Here is an 18,102-nt window from a genome sequence, read left to right on the forward strand (position 1 = left end):
ATGAACACCCCCGCGAACAAGGCCGCGGAACGGCCGGCGGACGGCGCGGACCGGGTCGCCCAGGCGCTCCGCACCCTCCTGGAGGAGCGCGACCGGCTGCGGCAGGAGAACGACGCGCTCAAGGCCGCCCGCGTCGAGCCGATCGCCGTGGTGGCGATGGCCTGCCGCTACCCCGGAGGGGTGTCCTCGCCCGAGCGGCTGTGGGACATGGTCCGCGACGGCGTCGACGCGATCGACGAGTTCCCGGCGGACCGGGGCTGGCGGGATCTGTACGACGAGGACCCCGACACGCTCGGCGGCTCCTATGTACGGCACGGCGGATTCCTCTCCGACGCCGCCGACTTCGACCCGGAGTTCTTCGGCATCAGCCCGCGCGAGGCGTTGGCGATCGACCCGCAGCAGCGTCTGCTGCTGCAGACCTCGTGGGAGGTCCTGGAGCGGGCCGGCATCGTGCCCGCCGACGTGCGCGGCGGCGACGTCGGCGTGTTCGCCGGGGTGGCCTCGTCCGAGTACGGATTGCGCTTCCTGGAGGGCGGCGCGGGCGAGTTGGAGGGCTACCTGCTGCACGGCAGCGCGCTGAGCGTGGCGTCCGGCCGGGTGGCGTACGAACTGGGGCTGACCGGGGCGGCGGTGTCCGTGGACACGGCGTGCTCGTCGTCGCTGGTGGCCCTGCACCTGGCGATCCAGTCGTTGCGCTCGGGGGAGTGCTCGCTGGCGCTGGCGGGCGGGGTGTCGGTGATGGCCACGCCCGCGATCTTCGTGGAGTTCTCCCGGCAGCGCGGTCTGTCGGCCGACGGCCGGTGCAAGTCCTTCGCGGACACCGCCGACGGGACCGGCTGGGCCGAGGGCGCGGGTGTCCTGCTCCTGGAGCGGTTGTCCGACGCCCGCCGCAACGGCCACCCGGTGCTGGCCGTCGTGCGCGGCTCCGCGGTGAACCAGGACGGGGCCAGCAACGGGCTGACCGCGCCCAACGGCCGGGCCCAGGAGCGGGTGATCCGACAGGCCCTGGCCAACGCCGGGGTCGAGGCCGCCGAGGTGGACGCGGTCGAGGCGCACGGCACGGGCACCGTGCTCGGCGACCCGATCGAGGCGGGCGCGCTGTTCGCGACGTACGGGCGGGACCGGGCCGAGGGCCGGCCGCTGCGGCTCGGATCGATGAAGTCCAACATCGGGCACGCGCAGGCCGCCGCCGGAGTGGCCGGGGTGATCAAGATGGTGATGGCCCTGCGACACGGCTACCTGCCGAAGACGCTGCACGTGGACACCCCCTCCCGGCACGTCGACTGGTCCTCGGGCGCGATCGAACTGCTGGTGGAGGGGCGCGAATGGCCCCGGGCGCACGGTCCGCGCCGGGCCGCGGTGTCGTCGTTCGGCGTCAGCGGGACCAACGCGCACGTGATCCTGGAGGAGGCACCGGAGCCGGCGGACGACGGGCGCGGCCCGACCGCGGGCGTCGTCGGCGGCCTGGTGCCGTGGGTGTTGTCGGGCAAGAGCGCCGCGGCCGTGGAGCGACAGGCGGCCCGACTGCACGAGTTCGTCGCCGCCGACCCGGACGCGGACGTCGCCGACCTCGGCTGGTCGCTGGTGTCCAGCCGGTCGCGGTTCGACCATCGCGCGGTGGTCCTCGGCCACGACCGGGACGAACTGCTCGGCGCCCTCGCGGCGTTGCGCGACGGTACCGAGTCGGCCGAGGTGGTGCGCGGGGTCGCCGACAACCTCGGCGGGGTCGTCTTCATGTTCCCCGGGCAGGGGTCCCAGTGGGTCGGCATGGGGCGGCAGCTCTACAACGCCTTCCCCGTGTTCGCGCGAACCCTGGACGAGTGCGGGGCGGCGCTGGCCGAGTGGACCGACTGGTCGCTGCTCGACGTGGTGCGAGGCGCGGCCGGGGCGCCGACGCTGGACCGGGTGGACGTGGTGCAGCCGACGTTGTTCTCGGTGATGGTGTCGATGGCCGCGCTGTGGCGGTCCTGGGGCGTGGAACCGGCCGCGGTGGTCGGGCACAGCCAGGGTGAGATCGCCGCCGCCCACGTGTGCGGCGCGCTGTCGCTGCGCGACGCCGCCAAGGTGGTCGCGTTGCGCAGCAAGGCACTGGTGGACCTGATCGGTCACGGCGGGATGGCCTCGGTCGCGGAATCCGCGGATCTCGTCGCGGCCCGGCTGAGCCCGTGGAAGGACCGGGTGGGCATCGCCGTCGTCAACGGACCCCGCTCGGTGGTGGTTTCCGGGGAACCGGACGCGCTCGACGAATTCGTCGAGAAGATGAAGGCGGAAGGCGCCCAGGCGCGGCGAATATCGGTCGACTACGCCTCGCATTCCCACCAGGTGACCCGGGTCCGCGAGCAGGTGATCGCACCGCTGGCCGACCTGGAACCGAAAACCTCGACGCTGCCCTTCTACTCGACCCTGCACGGCGAAACGATCGACACCGCGAAACTCGACGGAGAATACTGGTACACCAATCTCCGGGAGAAAGTCCGCTTCGAATCCTCGATCCGGCGATCGGTCGACGACGGATTCCGGACCTTCATCGAGATGAGCCCGCACCCCGTATTGACCGTCCCCGTACAGGAGATCGTCGAGGACGTGGACGACGCGGTGGTGCTGTCCTCGTCCCGCCGGGACCGGGGCGAGGCGGAGGCCGTGCTCGGCTCGCTGGCGCACCTGCACACCCGGGGCGGGACGGTGGACTGGGACGCCCTGTTCGGCGCGCGCCGCCGGGTCGACCTGCCCACGTACGCCTTCCAACGGCAGCGCTACTGGCTGAACTCCGCGCACACCGCGCCGACGGCGGAACCGTCCGTGATCGAGGCCCCCTCGGACGAGGAGCAGGCCGTCCCGCTCGTGGACGTGCTGCCCACCCTGTCCGCCGACGACGCGGCGGCATTCGTGCTGGACCACGTCCTGACCAGGGTCGCCGTCGTGCTCGGGTACGCCTCCGGCACGGCGGTCGACCCCGACCGGGAGTTCAAGGAGCTCGGCTTCGACTCGCTGCTGTCGGTGGAACTGAGCAAACGCCTCGCCGCGACGACCGGCCTCAAACTCAGGGCCAACCTGGCGCTGCGGCACCCGTCGCCGCGACTGGTCGCGGCGCACATCCTGTCGTCGATGGGCGGGCACGCGGCGTAGCGTTGCCGCCGTGACGGGGGCGCGCGCGACGCGGCCACACCGGGAACGAGGTGCGGGCGCGCCGCGCGGGTGCGCCGAACCTCCGCTGTTTCGACCGGGATTCCGCATGCCGGGGGTGTCCCGCCGGCGGGACACCGCGGATACGACGCGGCACGGCCCGTTCCGGCACCCGTTGTCTTGACCGGCCGATCACACTTCCGTGAAGGTGGAGGTGATCTGCGAATTCATTCAGGTTCCTGGCCTGTTTGCCGAGGGGATGATCCCTGTGCGTTCGTTCGGTGCGTCGTCGGCGCATAAAGGATTGTGGCTGGCCCAGAAAATGTCTCCGGACATGCTCAACCATGCGCTGAGCATGTGGGACGTGGACGGTGAAATCGACACGGCGGTCATGGAATCCGCATTCCGGCACGTGCTGGCGGAAGCGGAAGTGCTGCGGATCGATTTCGTCGACGACGGCGAGGGCAATCTGCTTCTGGTGCCCCGGGAATCGACCGACTGGCAGCCGTTCTTCCTGGACGTCGGCGCCGAGGCGGATCCCGAGCAGGCCGCGCGCGAGGCGCTGGCCGACATGATGAAGCAGCCGTTCGACCTGGAGCGCGATCTGCTGCTCCGGCTCGGCGTGGTCAGGCTCGGGCCCGCCCGCTCCCTCGTGGTGATCGCCTACCACCACCTCGTCTCGGACGGGTACGGCGCCGGCGGCCTGCTGTCCCGGCGCCTCGCCGAGGTGTACACCGCGCTGGCCCGGGGCAGCGCGGTGCCGGAGCCGGAACACCCCTGGGACATCGAGTCGTTCGCCGGCGACGCGGCGCGATACCAGGCGTCTGCGAAGTTCGCCGAGGACACCGGGTTCTGGCGCGAATACCTCACCGAGGCGCCCGCGCCCGCGCAGGTGCCGCGGATACCGCTGTCCGACGCGGCGCGCTCCGCGCTCGCCGAGCCGATGAGCCGGGTGGACCGCTGGGCGCAGCTGGCCGACTCCATCGGCATGGTCAGTCGTACGCTGACCGTGCCGCGCGCCGAGGCGGACGGGTGGATCGAGGCCGCCGAGTCCATGGGCGTGTGGATGTCGTCGCTGCTGACCGCGGCCTCGGCGGCGTACTTCCGACACCGGTGCGACCGGCCCGAGTTCCTGCTCTCCCTGGCCGTGGCCAACCGGGCCGGCGAGGCGAGCCGCACACCCGGCCTGGCGGTGAACGTGGTGCCGATGCGGGTGAAGGTGCCGTTGGGCGCGACGTTCGCCGACATCGCCGACGCGGTCGTGGACGAGACCTACGAGATCTTCGGGCAGACCGCCTGCCACTACTCGGAGATCCAGCGCGCGAGCGGCACCGTCCTGAGCGGACGCGGCAGTTTCGGCGCGGTCCTGAACATCGTCGAGTTCGCGGAGCAACTGCACTTCGCCGACCACCGCGCGCGCTACCTCGGCGGAACGAACGGGGTCTTCGACGAACTGTCCATCGGCGTCTACACCGACGGCAGCGCCGACAGCGACCTGTTCGTGCGACTCGACGCCCCCGCCGGCCTGTACACCGGGGCGGAACTGCGTTTCATCGGCGCCGAGTTGATCGAATACATCCACGCGGTCACGGCCGATCCGCAGCTGCGCGTCGGCGCGTTGGACGTGCTCGGCGGCGACGCCCGCGACCTGGTGCTGACCGCGCCGAACGACACGGCCGTGCCCCTGCCGGGGTCGACGGTCCCGGAACTGTTCGCCCGCCGGGTGGCGCAGGCCCCCGACGACGTCGCGGTGCGGTTCGGCGAATCGACGCTGACATACCGCGAGTTGCACGCCCGATCCGGGCGCCTGGCGCAGACGCTGCGCGGACGCGGCGTGGGCCCGGAGACGGTCGTCGCGGTGGCGCTGCCCCGGTCGGTGGACCTGGTCGTCGCGCTGCTCGGGGTGGTGAAGGCGGGCGGAGCGTACCTCCCGATCGACCCCACGTCCCGGGCGGAACGGATCGTGCCGGTGGTGCGCGACTCCTCGGTACGGGTGCTGCTCACCGACGCGGCGACCGCCGAGGGGGCCGCCGTGGCCCGGGACGTCGCGGTGATCCTGTTCGACGACGTGCGCCCGGAGACCGGCGCCGACAGCGGCGACGACGCGCCGGAGGCCGCCGCCCCGTCGCGGCCGGACAACCTGTTGGCCGTGATGTACGGCTCCGGACCGACCGGCAAGGCCGCCGGCGTCGCCGTGACGCACCGGAACATCGAGCGCCTGGCCCTGGACCGCCGGTGGCACGAGGGCGGCCGAGGCACCGTGCTGTGGCACTCGCCGATCACCGCCGACGCGCTCGCCCTGGAGCTGTGGGTGCCGCTGCTGAACGGCGGCCGGGTACTGGTGGCCGGGCCGGGGGAGTCGGCCGTGGACGCGCTCGCCGCGTCGACGTCGATCACGGCGGCGTGGTTGTCGGCCGGCCTCTTCTCGGCGATCGCGGCGGAACACCCCGAGCGCCTGGCCGGGTTGCGCGAGGTGTGGACCGGCGGCGACCGGGTGTCCTCGGCCGCGCTGCGCCGGGTCCGCGAGGCCTGCCCCGACTTGACGATCGTGCATGGCCACGGGCCGACGGAGACGACCGTGCTCGCCGCGTGCGACCGCCCGGTCGAGGGCGAGGCGGCGTACCACGCGGGTTCGATCGGCCGCCCGATGGACAACACCGCCCTGTACGTCCTGGGCCCGGGCCTGGCGCCGGTCCCCGTCGGGGTGACCGGTGAGCTGTACGTGGCCGGCCCCGGGGTGACGCGCGGCCGCCCCGGGCGCCCCGGGCAGACCGCGGAGCGCTTCGTGCCCTGCCCGTTCGGCCCGGCCGGCGGTCGGATGTACCGGACCGGGGACCTGGTGCGATGGGGAACCGACGGCGGGCTCGAGTATGTCGGCGCGGCCGATGCCCGCTTCGACGTGCGCGACGTTCGGGTCGAGCCGGCGGAGGCCGAGGAGGTGCTGTCCGAACACCCCGGCGTGGCACAGGCGGTGGTGGTCGGCCTGGCCGACGAGTCGGGGCAGCGGCGTCCGGTGGCCTACGTGGTTCCGGTCGGCGGTGCGGGAGAGGGCGCGGCGAACTCCGCCGGGCTTCCGAGCGCTTCGGGATCGGCGGACTCCTCCGACTCCTCCGACTCCCCGGACTCCGGCCCCTCGGGCCTGTCGGGCGAGGAACTGCGCCGGTTCGCCGCCGAGCGGCTGGCGGAGTCCGTCGTGCCGACGGCCTTCGTACTCCTCGAACGCCTGCCCGTGACCGCGGGCGGTCGGGTGGACCGGGCCTCCCTGCCGAAGCCCGAGTTCGACGGCGGGTCCTACCGGGCCCCGCGCAACCGAACCGAACGGGTCCTGGCCGCGGTGTTCGCCGACGTGCTCGAACTGGACCGCGTGGGTATCGACCAGGATTTCTTCGACCTCGGCGGGAACTCGCTGCGGGCGATCCGGCTGGTCGGCCTGATCCGGGCGGAGCTGAACCTCGAGGTGTCCATCCGCACGCTGTTCGCGGCGCGCACCATCATCGGCCTGTCGGACATGTGGGGAGACCTCACCCGGTCGAGCCGGCCGGCCCTGCGCAGGCGGACGAAGGACGGCAAGGCGCTCTGAGAGGAAACCCGAGAATGACGAGTATGACGAGCCCGGCGGAAGAGCGGTGGCTCCGCCGCTTTCGTGACGACGACGCGTGCGCGACCAAGCTCGTCTGCTTCCCCCACGCCGGCGGCTGGTCCAACGCCTACCGCACCTGGGCGCGGGGACTGCCTTCGGATGTCGGCCTGCTCGCCGTCCGGTATCCGGGCCGCGAGGATCGGCTCGCCGATCCGTTCCCGTCCGGGCTGGAGGCGCTCGCCGACGACATCGTCGACGCCCTCGTCGGGTTGACGCGGTATCGGCTGGTGTTGTTCGGGCACAGCATGGGGGCCTCGGTGGCGCACGAGGTGGCGCTGCGCCTGCACAAGCGCGGGTGCCCGCCGGCCGCGTTGTGCGTGTCGGGCAGGCGTCCGTCGCATGCGCTGGAAGGTTTGCGGCGACACTTCGGCACGGACGAGGAGATCATCGCGGACGTCGTGCGCTTCGACGAGAGCCGCGCCCCGGTGTTCGCGGATCCCGACCTGCGGGAGATCCTGCTCCCCGCCGTCCGTGCGGACTACCGGATGGTGGACGACTATCCCGCCGGCGACCGCCCTCCGCTCGACTGTCCGGTGTACGGCTACACCGGCGACCACGATTCCGAGGTGAGCCCGGAGCTGATGCGCCGCTGGGCGGATACGACGAACGCCGGATTTCGGATCCGGGTCTTTCCCGGTGGGCACTTCTACCTCCGCGCCGAGGAGGACATGCTGCTGGCGGATCTGCGGGATGTATTGGATCGGGTCAAGCGTGGCGTGGGGGCCGCGTCGTGACCCGGCGGGTGCGGCCCTGGCCCCTCGACCGGCTCGGCGAGGTGCCGATCCGGATACCGTGACACGCGAGCGGCGTTCGGCTCGCGGTGCCGCGCGGGTGCCGCCCGGGCCCCGGTGACCTGCCCGGATACCCGCCCGGGCCGAGCCGGCATGGCGCCGATGGCGCCATCCGGGTCATGACGACTTGTGATGGCGCAACATTTGCGCCATGATGACGTCATGGATGTGAGCCCGTTCGTGGACAGGTTCGGGCGCGAGTTCGCCGCGCTCGCCCGGACCGACAGTGGGGACGCGGTCGTGCCGGAGGCGCGACTGCTGGAGCCCGTGATCCGACGCATGTTGTTCGACGCGCTGGCCGCCGCCGCGGACGAGATCAATCGCGAATTCGCCCCGGGCGCGGTCGAGATTCGGCTCCGCGAGGGCGAGCCGTACTTCGTCGTGCTGCCACGCGCGCCGGAGACCGCGCCCGAGGCCGGTGCGAACGGCGCCACGGCACGTGCCGACGTGCGCGTTTCCCGGCACCTGAGGGAGTCCGTCGAGCGGGCCGCCGGTCGTGAAGGGCGTTCGGTGGAGGACTGGTTGGAGCAGGTGCTCTTCGCCGCGGTGCGGCACGAGCACATACCCCGCGCCGCGGACCGGCGCGGCAAGCGGGCCCGGCAGCGCTACACCGCCTGGGCACGCTGAGCCGACCGGACCGACATCCCCGCCGCCACGGGGGACACCCGCGACACCCGCCGGAAATGACGAGGAAGGAAAACCATGCCTGTTTTCGATACCCCCAAGCCGATCTCCGTCGAGTTCGAACTCGGTGTCGGTGACGTGGAGATCACCGCCGAGGACCGCACCGACACCGTCGTCGAGGTACGGCCGACCGACGAGAAGGACGCCTCGGACGTCAAGGCGGCCGACCAGATCCGCGTCGAGTACGCCAACGGAGTGCTGCTGATCAAGGGGCCCAAGCACGGGGTGCCCGTGGTGGTGGACTTCTCCCGGAAGTCCCGCTCGGTGGACGTGTCGATCGTGCTGCCCACGGGCTCGCGCGTGCGTGGCGAGGCGGCGATGGCGGACCTGCGCGGCTCCGGACGACTCGGGGAGTGCACGTACAAGACGTCCACCGCGAACATTCGCCTGGAGCACGTCGGCCGGTTGAACCTGCGCACGGCGGGTCACATCGGCGTCGGCCGGGTCGACGGGGACGCCGAGGTCGCCACCGCCACCGGGCGGATCCGGCTGACGGAGGTCGACGGCGCGATCGACGCCAAGAACTCCAACGGCGACATCGAGATCGGCCGGGTCACCGGCGACGTGCGCGCGCGTACCTCCAACGGCGACATCACCGTCGGCCACGCCTCGGGGGGTACGACCGAGGCCAAGACCGCCAACGGCAACATCCGGGTCGGGGAGGTGACCCGCGGCGCGCTCGTGCTCAAGACCGGGTCCGGCGACCTGGAGATCGGCATCGGTGGGGACAGCCCGGCGAAGCTGGATCTGAACACCGGATACGGGCGCGTGAACAACACGCTGGAGGAGGTCGCCAAGTCGTTCGGGGAAACGATCGAGGTGCGGGCGCACACCTCCTACGGGGACATCACGATCCACCGGGCCTGACGGGCGGGATCGTACGGCCGGGGCCGTCGTGCCCGGTCGCGCCGGTCGGCGCGACCGGCCGGTCGGCGATCGCACGGCAGGCCGGCACACGGGTGGGCCGCCGCGTCGGCGCGGCTACTGCACCCAGCCGTTGAACTGCTGCTTGCCGCGATGGGACCGCTTGCTGTTGGACAGCGCCGCGGCGGAGGCGCGGACCATCCACGTGTTGACCGAGACGCCCTGGCGGGTCGCGGCCTTCTCGATCTCGTCCTTCATCTCCTGCGGCGGCCGGAAGTTGATCCGGGCCGTGGCGCCACCCCTGGTGCCACCGAACTCGCCGGTCGACCAGTCGCTCGCCGGGTCACCGCTCTCCTCCGGGGCGTCCTGGGCGGGGCCGTGGTCGCCCGAGGGCGGAGTCACCACGAAGCTGGGGTCCATCCCGCGCAGGCGCAGGTCCACCGAGCCGGGCGCCAGGTCCCGGGTGATCTCGTCGGCCGCCGCCGACAGAACCTTGAGCAACGTGAGCCGGACGGCCGACTCCAGCGGGGCGACGAGCCGCTCGGCCACCGCGCGGGTCTCGGCATCTCCGGCCGCGGAGGCTGCGACCAGCTCGTCGCGCAGCGCCTCGACATACTCGCGTAGTTCCATGGGCCCCATCATGGCACAGCGATTGCGCCGCACGGCGCCTACCTGGCCCGATGCCGAAGTGTGCGCCCTCGGCCCAGGTGGAAGGCGGCCGGCCCGAACGGCCGACGGCGCGGCCCGGGCCGCGCCGGACTGCCGGCCCCGGCCGGATCCGGTCGACCTGCCGCCACGGTTGGCGCCATGGCCGCGCCACCGCGGTACGGGTGGGCGCGGGTCGGGCGGCGCCCCGTCGTGCCGCCCGGCCCGGCGCTCGCCTCAGCGTGTGTCGGAAGGCGGGCCCGAAGGCGGGTCCGCAGGCGTCGGGCAGAACTCGGCGTTCACGATCGGCAGGATGGTCTCCGCCGCCCAACTTCCGTTGTAGTTGAACGCGAGTCGATGCCGGCCGTCCTCGGTCAGGGCGACCATGGTGATCGACCCCGGCGCGCCGCCGTCGTGGTACCACAGCGTGACGCCGCAGCCCAGCGTGAACCGTTCGATGCCGAGGCCGTAGGACGCACCCGGGAAATCGGGGTTGTCGACGGTCGTCTTCAGCTCCGCCAACTGCCGTGGCGGCAACAACCTTCCGCGGATCAGGGCCGCGAAGAACCGGTTCAGATCGTCCGCGTCGGAGATCATGTCGCCGTTGCCCCAGGACTGGGACGCGTTCGTCTCGGTGACGTCGTCGATCCGATCCGGCTGCGCCGCGAAGAGCTTGGCGTAGCCGCGGCTGCTCGGCCGGGGCAGCCGGACCCGGTTGCCGGGGTTGGACGTCGCCCCGAGCCCGAGGGGTTCGATGATGCGATCGCGCACCTCGTCCTCGTACCGCCTGCCGGCGACGCGCTCCACGATCAACGCGGCCAGGACGTCGTTGGTGTTGGAGAACGAGTGCCGGACACCGGGCCCGAACGGCGCCTGGTGGGAGAGTGCCACCCGGACGCGCGTCTCGGGGGTCAGCGTGTCGTACCGGTGCCGGAGGAAGCCGTCGCCCGCGAGATACGTGGCTCCGTACTCCGGGTCGAGGGCGTAGTCGAACAGCCCGCTGGTGTGGTTGAGCAACTGCCGTACGGTGATCGCCCGCCCGTCGTTGCCGTTGCCCCGGACGACGCCCGGCAGATGGCGCTCGACGGTGTCGTCGAGGTCCAGGCGCCCCTCCGCCTCCAGTTGGAGCAGAACGGTCGCCACGAACGTATCGGTGACGTTGCCGACCCGGAACCGATCGTCCCGACCGCGCGGCGCACCCGTCCTCAGGTCGCCCACCCCCGACGCCGACCGCCAGACCCCTCGGTCGTCGCGCACCTGGGCGGTGACCCCGGGAACGCCGGCCCGCACGGCGGCCTCGATCGCCCGCCGCGTCTGCTGATGCCGGCCCCCGGACCGGTCCGCCTCGTCCGCCGAGGCCCGTGCCGACCCGGTGAACACGGTGGCCACCATCGCCATCACCGCCACGCCGACCACGCCGCCCCGCGCCCTCTTCCACGCCACCACGCCGTACCCCCGAACGTCGTCCACACTCGCCCGTCGGCGGCAGCGTAGGTCACCCCCGGGCCGCATGGGGGTTTCCCGTGCCAAGACCACACCCGACGACGAAACGACGCGCGAACAGCGCGTCGGCACCCGGGAATCGCCGGCTCGAACCCCCACCGCACGACCCCTGTGTCTCGCCGCCGGGACACCCGGGATCCGGCCCGGCGCGGCAGGAGTTGCAGCGGGTGGCGGATGAGCGTCTCCTGGACATGTACCAGGCGTTTCGGGCACGCGAGGCGACGGCGTGTTTGTGGTCTTTGGGAGATTTCTGATGGATCACCAGGACATGGGTCGTCAGGACTTCGCCGCGGGCGCCGAGCCGGCCGTCCTCGCGCGATACATCGCGGATCTGCCCGTGCCGGACCTGATGCCGGGCTCGATGGACAGCGTTCGCGAGGACGAGTTCGAGGGCCACCGGATCGTCGTCCGGACCAGGTACGAGATCACCGTGGACGATCGAGCGGTCACCGCCCACCTGATGGTGTCGAACAACGGCGAGGTGCACTGCCACGCGCTGCCGGCGTACCAATTCCTGTCCGCCGTGGACACGGTGAAGGCCCTCATCCAGTACTTCCCGGACGAATTCCCGCCCGACGCCGGAGGCCACGGCGGCCCGGCGGGCCCGGGGGGAGACGACGGAGGCGCGCACGAGGGGCACGGTCACGAGCACCACCACGAGCACGGCCACGGGCCGGATCACCGCGGAGGTGGCTGAGATGGCGGTCGTACGCAGGAACGTCATCACCGATCTGTCCGCCCGGGACGCGTACATCCGCGGCGTCAACCTCCTCAAACAGGAGAACACGACGCTGCGGACGACCGCGTTCGGGATCCCCGGCCCCGCCGCGCCGGTGCGTACCTACGACCTGTTCGTGATCTGGCACCACCGGGCCATGACCACGCCCGTGCCGCCGACCGGGGACTGGATGGTCCGCAACGGCGCCCATCGCGGACCGGTGTTCCTGCCGTGGCACCGCGTCATGCTCGCCTACCTGGAGGCCAACCTCCAGCGCGTCCTCGACGACCCCGGCTTCGCCCTCCCGTACTGGGACTGGTCCGTCGACGGCTCCCTGCCCACGCCGGCGGGCCAACCGATCTGGACGGAGAAGTGGATGGGCGGTCCGGGCAATCCCATCTCCACGGGGCCGTTCGTCTTCAAGGCCGCCGACCCGAAGAGTTTCCGGGTCCGCGTGGAAACCGACAGCTCCCTTCGACTCGTCCAGGCGAACCGGGGCCTGCGCCGGGGCCTGGGAACCCTTCCCCCGCTGGGCACCGCCTCGTCGACCACCCTCCCGACCGCCCTCGACGTGGGCGCCGCGTTCAACACCATGCCCCTGCTCGGCGGCGATCCCGACCTCGCCACCTACGACTTCGCCCCCTGGAACGCGGACTCCAAGGGGTTCCGCAACCGCCTGGAAGGATTCATCGGAACCGGACTGCACAACCAGGTACACCGCTGGGTGGGCGGCGACATGGGCCCGGCATCGTCCCCGAACGATCCGATCTTCTACCTGCACCACTGCAACGTGGACCGGCTCTGGGAAGGCTGGATGCAACACCACGGCCGCTCCTACGCCCCACCCATGACAGCCTCCCCCACCCTCCTGGGCCACCGCATCGACGACCCGATCGTCACCCCCCTGGGCCCGACCGCCCCGGGCGGCACCCCCCGCCTGACCCTCGACTTCACCACCAGGTACACCTACGACCTCGTCCCATAACCCCCGAAACCCCCTACGCCCACCTCCCGATCCGGCGACGTGGTCGTCGGTGGATATCGCGGTCGGGTGGGGTGGGCAGGGACAGGGGGCGGGGGTGTCGACGTGGACGGTCTTCGGCCACCACTACGCGCTGGTACCGGTCGAGGGGCTGACGCCGGGGCGGTCGCGGGAATACCGGGTGCCGCCGGACGAGCGGGTGTGCCGGCCGGACGAGCGCTCGGGCTATCCGCCGAGCGTGCTGCGCACCCGTGCACAACTCGGTCCCGCCGGCGATCCGGATCGGCTTCCGCTTCGGGTGGGGACGTACGGCGACCCGGATCGGGCGCGCCCTGGCCGGGCACGCGCGGCTGACGCCGCTGCCGGTCGAGTGGACGAAGCCGGGCGGACCATGGTTCGGCAACCACCTGATGACGCTCACCCTGCGCGGGCGCCGCGCCACGCTGTCCCTGGACCGGGCCGAGAACGGCCGGCGCAACCGCGCCGCACGGCTGCGCCGCGTCGGCCGCGCGGTGCTGCGCGAGGACTGACCCGGCGCCGCGGCCCGGTTCGGCGATTCCGCCCGCGCCCGCCGGCCGGCCGGTCGCCACGGCGCTCCGGACGGTGATCTTGCCTGGCTCGCCCGCTCGTACACTGGGGAGCGTGGTGAATCGCACGACCGCCGGGACCGGTGCACGTCCGACGGCCGCCCTGCGGCCGTACGTGGACTCGTACGTCGGTTTCGACCTCCGCGGGTTCCCGGAGGGGGTGCACTGCGGTCCGCCGGGTCGGGGACTCACCACGGTGATCAGCCTGTCGGACCCCTTGGAGGTGGCGACGGGCGTCGACGACGGGTCGCCGATCACCCGGTACGACAGCGTGGCCTGCGGTCTGCGGAGCCGGTCCGTCGCGATCCATCACAACGGACGGCAGCAGGGTGTACAGATCTCGCTGACACCGCTCGGCGCCCGGGCCGTCTACGGTATGCCCGCCGCCGGACTCGCCCACCACCTCGTGCCCCTCGACGACCTTCTCGGATCGCTCGGCGTCGAATTGGTCGACCGGCTCCGAACGGCGACGACGTGGGCGACACGGTTCACCGCACTGGACGAACTGCTCCTTCGAGCCGTCGCACACGGCGCCGGCGGCGACCGGGCGCACCGGGCGCGCCCCGAGGTGGTCGAGGCGTGGCGCCGGCTCGTCGCCACGCGGGGCCGCGTCCGGGTCGGGGCGGTCGCCGCGGAACTCGGCTGGAGCCGCCGTTACCTCACCGACCGGTTTCGCGACGAACTGGGGTTGTCGCCGAAGACCTTCGCCCGAGTCCTGCGCTTCGAGCACGCGCACGAACTGGCAACGGCGCGAGCCCCGCTCGCATGGGCCGACGTGGCGACCGCGTCCGGCTACGCCGACCAGGCCCATCTCGTCCGGGACTGGAACGAGTTCACGGGCCGATCACCGACGGCCTGGCGTCGCGGCGAAGTCCTCCTCGCGACCGGATAGCCGCCGACCGACCCCCCGTCGACCCGGCCGCTGTTCCCTTTCGTTCAAGACCACCCGATCGCCGACGCGGCACGATCGTGGGCATGAGACTCCTCAACGACGAACACGACGCCGTCGACCTGCGGACCACCCCCGTGCACCTCGGGCTGGGATCGAGGGCCAAGCCCATCGAGGGCTTCGCCTGGAACCCGGAGGTGCTCCGGGCATACGGCGCCGCGGCCGCGGCGGACGGCGCCGAGGGCCGGATGGTGATGATCTTCGACGGCGACGGTCCCGGCGACCACTGGGAGCGCCACCCCGCCGGCGACGAGCTGGTCGTCTGCCTGAGCGGGTCGGTGACGGTCATCCGCGACATGGACGGGGTACGCGACCACGTGCGGCTGCGGCCGGGCGAGGCCACCGTCAACCCGGCCGGCGCGTGGCACGTCGTCGACATGGCGGGGCCGACGTCCATCCTGACCATCACCGCCGGCCTCGGTACCGATCACCACCCGCGCACCGACACCCACCCGAGCGAACACACCGGCACACCCGACGCGGACACGCGGTGAAGACCCGCGTCGTGTGCCCCGGTGACAGCCTCACCCGCGCACGGAACAGCCGCGGCGCCGAGGTCGTCGACGCCGCCCTGCCGGCCCGGGGCACGTAGCGGATGCCGGCCCCGCACGGTCGGCGCGGCCCACCGGGTACGGCGTGGCCGAGTGGGGGTGGCGATCACCGGTACCGGTCCGCTCCCGACGGCCGGTACCGGTGATCGTCGAGGGCTACGTGGTGGGCGTGGTGACGCTCACCGAGGTCTGCCAGATCGCGTATGCCACGCCGTCGGCGCTGCGGTTGAGCACCGTGGCGTCGATGTTGCTCGTGGTGTCACACGCGGAGTGGTAGCACGCGTCGTACGATCGGCCGGCCTGGCCGCCCCACTTGGCCGCCTGCGCCGAGGACTTGGTGGCACTGGCACCGGCCGCGTAGCCGGAGGTGGGGATGCCGGCCCGCTGGAAGGAGTAGTCGTCGGAGCGGCCCTGGCCCTCGACGTTCTCCTCGGGACGCAGGTTCAGCGTGTCCCAGTACGCCTTGAGCGGCGCGGCGGTGGCCGAGTTGATGTTGTTGACGAAGTAGCCCGCGTTGCGTGAGGCGACCATGTCGAAGTTGTAGTAGCCCCTGATCGCGGAGCGCTGCGTCGAGGTGAGTTGGCTGACGTAGAACTGCGAGCCCTGGAGGCCCTGTTCCTCGCCGGCCCACCAGCCGAAGCGCACGTGCTTGGTGAGGGTGGGGTTGGCCCGGGCGAGCGCGAGGGCGTTCTCCAGGAGCGTGGCCGAGCCGGAGCCGTTGTCGTTGATGCCGGGACCGGCGCTGACGCCGTCCAGGTGGGCGCCGAACATGACGACCTGGTTGGTGGGGCCGCCGGGCCAGTCGGCGATCAGGTTGTTGGAGCGGTATCGGCAGGTGGTGCAGACCTGCTCGGACACGGTGAAGCCGGCGGCCTGGAGCTTGCCCTTCACGTAGGCCACCGACGCGGTGTAACCGGGGCTGCCCGCACGGCGGTTGCCGCCGTTCTGGTTCGCGATCGCGTTGAGCTGGGTCAGGTGCGCCTGGACGTTCGCCACGTTGATGTCGGGCGGCGCCAGGCTCGCGTTGCCGGGACCCGTGACGGTCAGGGTGTACCGGGCGGTGTGGGTGGCGGTGGGGCTGCTACCGGTGACGGTCACCGGGTAGGTGCCCGCCGGCGCGGTCGAACTCGCCGACAGGGTCAGCGTCGAGCCGCCCGCCTGGCCGGACGCCGTGCCGAAGGTCGAGGTCACACCGGTGGGCAGACCGCTCGTGGACAGGGTGACGTTCGGCCCCGCGCCCGCGGTCACGGCCGTGCTCACCGCGGTCGTGATCGAGTCGCCCGGTGTCACGATGCCCGACGGCGAGGTGAAGGCGACCGAGAAGTCGTCGAGGCCCGAACTCGCGGTGCAGGTGGGGTCACCGGACTGGGCGGGCACGCTGATGGCGTTCCACGCGGCCTTGGTCTTGTTGAACAGACCGCACGTGGGGTCGAGGGTCTTCGCCGATTTCAGGGTCGCGGTGCGGTACTTCTTGTAGGTCATGCCGCTGGTCTTGAGCAGCATGCCGCCGTAGAAGACCTTGCCGGCCTTCTGGATGCCCACGCCGGTGAGCGTGGTGTTGTTGCAGGTGGGGCTGGCGGGCTTGCCACCGCCGGGGTTGGTGCCCTCGGCGAGCAGGTAGAACCAGTGGTTCAGCGGTCCGGCCGCCGCGTGCTCCTCGGTGTTGGGGATCGACGAGCTGTAGCAGTTCGGGTCGCCGTTGGTGGACGGCTTGTACATGTAGCGGATCGGGCCCTGGCCCACGAGGTCGACGGTCTCGCCGACGGTGTAGTCGGGGGTGTCGTAGGGCGAGGATTCGTTGGTGTACGCCTCGGTCAGCGCGCCCATGATGTCGCCGGTGGCCTCGCCCAGGCCGGGCTCGGTGCCGGCGCCGCCGGGCGTGTACTGGTCGATGCCGTGGCCGAACTCGTGGCCCACGACGTCCATCGAGCCGATCCACTTGTTCGCCTGGTTGTGCCCGATCGAGATGGACGAGCCGTCCCAGTAGGCGTTGACGTCGTTCAGGCCGACCTTGACCGGCCAGCTGCCGCCGTTGCCGTTGTGGCCGTTGCGCCCGAGCCAGTCCTTGAGCATGTTCCACTGCTTCTGGGCCGCGAACATGACGTCGGCGCAGCCGGTTTCCTTGCTGGAAGCCTGGCCGTTGCCCCACGAGTCGGTGGACTTGGAGAACACCGTCCCGGTGGAGTAGTCCGCGCAGGACAGACCGGGCCGGCCCGGGTCGCGAAGCGAGTACTTGGTGCCGGACTTGGTGGTGTCGATCGGGATGTTCGGGCCGTTCCACTGGCTGTTGCCGGTGCCCGCCTTGACGTCGTCGACCTTGTCGAGCACCGTGCCCGTGCTCGCGTCGACGAACACGTGCAGCCGGCTGGGCGCGGTCGCGGTGCGGCCGACGAGCACGGTCTCCCAGGCGAGATCGCTCCGACCGTCCCTGACCCGGACGACCAGGCGGTGCGACTCGACCCGGTCCACCGACGCGAGTTCGGCCCTGGAGGTGGCCTCCGCGGCGTCGGCCGTCACGATCGGATGGACCGCGGTGGATATCTGCGCGTCACTCGCGGACTGGGTCGCGAGGACGCGGCCCTTGCCGTCGGCGAGGACGACGGCGTCGCCGCCGACGACCGGCAGGCCCCGGTAGGTACGCTCGTAGGCGACGGAGTACAGATCGTCGCTCCACGGCGTCACCGCCTGTCGTTCGTACTGCTCGTCGGGTCCCTTGGCCAGGACGTCCAGGCCGCTTGCGGCGGCCCGGTCGGCGGCGGAGACGGCCGCCGCCTGCGAGCCGGACGGCGCGGGCGGGTCGGCCGCGGCCGACTGGGTCGCCGCGCCGACGGTGAGGCCGGCGAGTAAGGCGAGGACTGTCCCGGTGGTGGTCACTCTTCGATTCATCGAGGCTCCTGGGGTGGAAGGCAGACCTCGACCACGACACCGACCTGCTGTCGCGGGCACTCGTGAAGGCCGCGAACGACCGGGCAGGACGGGGTTCGTGCCCGAGCAAGCGAAACACTCACACAGGCGCCCGTGCCGGGCGAAGAGATCCGGCCGAACCGTCAAATTCCGGGAAACGG

Annotated in this window: 13 protein-coding genes and 1 pseudogene; 11 read left to right on the forward strand and 3 right to left on the reverse strand. The window is 71.9% G+C overall.

The window, feature by feature from the left end; translation table 11 throughout:
- The 5 genes from EMA17_RS06760 (at nt 1) to EMA17_RS06780 (ending at nt 9,105) form a co-directional block, all read left to right on the forward strand.
- A complete protein-coding gene (locus EMA17_RS06760) occupies nt 1-3,126 on the forward strand; it encodes a type I polyketide synthase (protein ID WP_126635975.1) in 3,126 nt (1,041 codons plus the stop codon).
- Nucleotides 3,127-3,382: 256 nt separating this feature from the next.
- Complete coding sequence (locus tag EMA17_RS06765; RefSeq protein ID WP_126636136.1) at nt 3,383-6,703, forward strand: non-ribosomal peptide synthetase; 3,321 nt, start codon at nt 3,383-3,385, stop codon at nt 6,701-6,703.
- Between the two features lie 14 nt (nt 6,704-6,717).
- On the forward strand, nt 6,718-7,497 hold the full coding sequence (locus EMA17_RS06770; RefSeq protein WP_218042677.1) for a thioesterase II family protein: 780 nt from the start codon (nt 6,718-6,720) through the stop codon (nt 7,495-7,497).
- Between the two features lie 219 nt (nt 7,498-7,716).
- Nucleotides 7,717-8,181, forward strand: coding sequence for a hypothetical protein (locus EMA17_RS06775; protein ID WP_126635976.1), 465 nt, complete (start codon nt 7,717-7,719; stop codon nt 8,179-8,181).
- A 75-nt stretch (nt 8,182-8,256) separates the two neighbouring features.
- Nucleotides 8,257-9,105, forward strand: a complete 849-nt coding sequence (locus EMA17_RS06780) for a DUF4097 family beta strand repeat-containing protein (protein ID WP_126635977.1) — start codon at nt 8,257-8,259, stop codon at nt 9,103-9,105.
- A gap of 114 nt (nt 9,106-9,219) precedes the next feature.
- Here the strand turns inward: EMA17_RS06780 and EMA17_RS06785 are convergent, their stop codons facing one another.
- On the reverse strand, nt 9,220-9,732 hold the full coding sequence (locus tag EMA17_RS06785) for a hypothetical protein (RefSeq protein WP_126635978.1): 513 nt from the start codon (nt 9,730-9,732) through the stop codon (nt 9,220-9,222).
- A gap of 252 nt (nt 9,733-9,984) precedes the next feature.
- The gene (locus EMA17_RS06790; RefSeq protein WP_371862969.1) at nt 9,985-11,193 is read right to left on the reverse strand and encodes a serine hydrolase domain-containing protein; all 1,209 of its coding nucleotides are present in this window, start codon (nt 11,191-11,193) and stop codon (nt 9,985-9,987) included.
- A gap of 310 nt (nt 11,194-11,503) precedes the next feature.
- Between EMA17_RS06790 and EMA17_RS06795 the strand changes: the two genes are divergently transcribed.
- From EMA17_RS06795 to EMA17_RS06815, 6 genes and pseudogenes are all read left to right on the forward strand, one after another.
- Nucleotides 11,504-11,947 (forward strand): hypothetical protein, encoded by a 444-nt coding sequence (locus tag EMA17_RS06795; protein WP_126635979.1) that lies wholly within the window; start codon nt 11,504-11,506, stop codon nt 11,945-11,947.
- 1 nt (nt 11,948) lies between these two features.
- On the forward strand, nt 11,949-12,953 hold the full coding sequence (locus tag EMA17_RS06800) for a tyrosinase family protein (RefSeq protein WP_126635980.1): 1,005 nt from the start codon (nt 11,949-11,951) through the stop codon (nt 12,951-12,953).
- A gap of 94 nt (nt 12,954-13,047) precedes the next feature.
- Nucleotides 13,048-13,131 (forward strand): annotated as a pseudogene (locus EMA17_RS56325) (DUF7800 domain-containing protein); the annotation flags it as partial.
- 70 nt (nt 13,132-13,201) lie between these two features.
- Nucleotides 13,202-13,480, forward strand: coding sequence for a hypothetical protein (locus EMA17_RS06805; RefSeq protein ID WP_174861317.1), 279 nt, complete (start codon nt 13,202-13,204; stop codon nt 13,478-13,480).
- A 112-nt stretch (nt 13,481-13,592) separates the two neighbouring features.
- On the forward strand, nt 13,593-14,429 hold the full coding sequence (locus tag EMA17_RS06810) for an AraC family transcriptional regulator (RefSeq protein WP_126635981.1): 837 nt from the start codon (nt 13,593-13,595) through the stop codon (nt 14,427-14,429).
- 83 nt (nt 14,430-14,512) lie between these two features.
- Entirely contained in the window at nt 14,513-14,980 is a 468-nt protein-coding gene (locus EMA17_RS06815; protein WP_126635982.1) for a cupin domain-containing protein, read from the forward strand.
- 213 nt (nt 14,981-15,193) lie between these two features.
- Here EMA17_RS06815 and EMA17_RS06820 read toward each other — a convergent pair whose 3' ends face one another.
- Nucleotides 15,194-17,923 (reverse strand): M28 family peptidase, encoded by a 2,730-nt coding sequence (locus EMA17_RS06820; protein WP_246126492.1) that lies wholly within the window; start codon nt 17,921-17,923, stop codon nt 15,194-15,196.
- Nucleotides 17,924-18,102: the final 179 nt, after the last annotated feature.

This window comes from Embleya hyalina, assembly GCF_003967355.1.
GTDB classification, from domain to species: Bacteria; Actinomycetota; Actinomycetes; order Streptomycetales; family Streptomycetaceae; genus Embleya; species Embleya hyalina.

Excerpts from the sequence above, each read along its gene's own strand:
- EMA17_RS06760 (WP_126635975.1), top strand. The coding sequence starts at position 1 with ATGAACACCCCCGCGAACAAGGCCGCGGAACGGCCGGCGGACGGCGCG.
- EMA17_RS06770 (WP_218042677.1), top strand. The coding sequence starts at position 6,718 with ATGACGAGTATGACGAGCCCGGCGGAAGAGCGGTGGCTCCGCCGCTTT.
- EMA17_RS06795 (WP_126635979.1), top strand. The coding sequence starts at position 11,504 with ATGGATCACCAGGACATGGGTCGTCAGGACTTCGCCGCGGGCGCCGAG.
- EMA17_RS06800 (WP_126635980.1), top strand. The coding sequence starts at position 11,949 with ATGGCGGTCGTACGCAGGAACGTCATCACCGATCTGTCCGCCCGGGAC.
- EMA17_RS06785 (WP_126635978.1), bottom strand. The coding sequence starts at position 9,732 with ATGGAACTACGCGAGTATGTCGAGGCGCTGCGCGACGAGCTGGTCGCA.
- EMA17_RS06765 (WP_126636136.1), top strand. The coding sequence starts at position 3,383 with ATGATCCCTGTGCGTTCGTTCGGTGCGTCGTCGGCGCATAAAGGATTG.
- EMA17_RS06815 (WP_126635982.1), top strand. The coding sequence starts at position 14,513 with ATGAGACTCCTCAACGACGAACACGACGCCGTCGACCTGCGGACCACC.
- EMA17_RS06775 (WP_126635976.1), top strand. The coding sequence starts at position 7,717 with ATGGATGTGAGCCCGTTCGTGGACAGGTTCGGGCGCGAGTTCGCCGCG.
- EMA17_RS06780 (WP_126635977.1), top strand. The coding sequence starts at position 8,257 with ATGCCTGTTTTCGATACCCCCAAGCCGATCTCCGTCGAGTTCGAACTC.
- EMA17_RS06820 (WP_246126492.1), bottom strand. The coding sequence starts at position 17,923 with ATGAATCGAAGAGTGACCACCACCGGGACAGTCCTCGCCTTACTCGCC.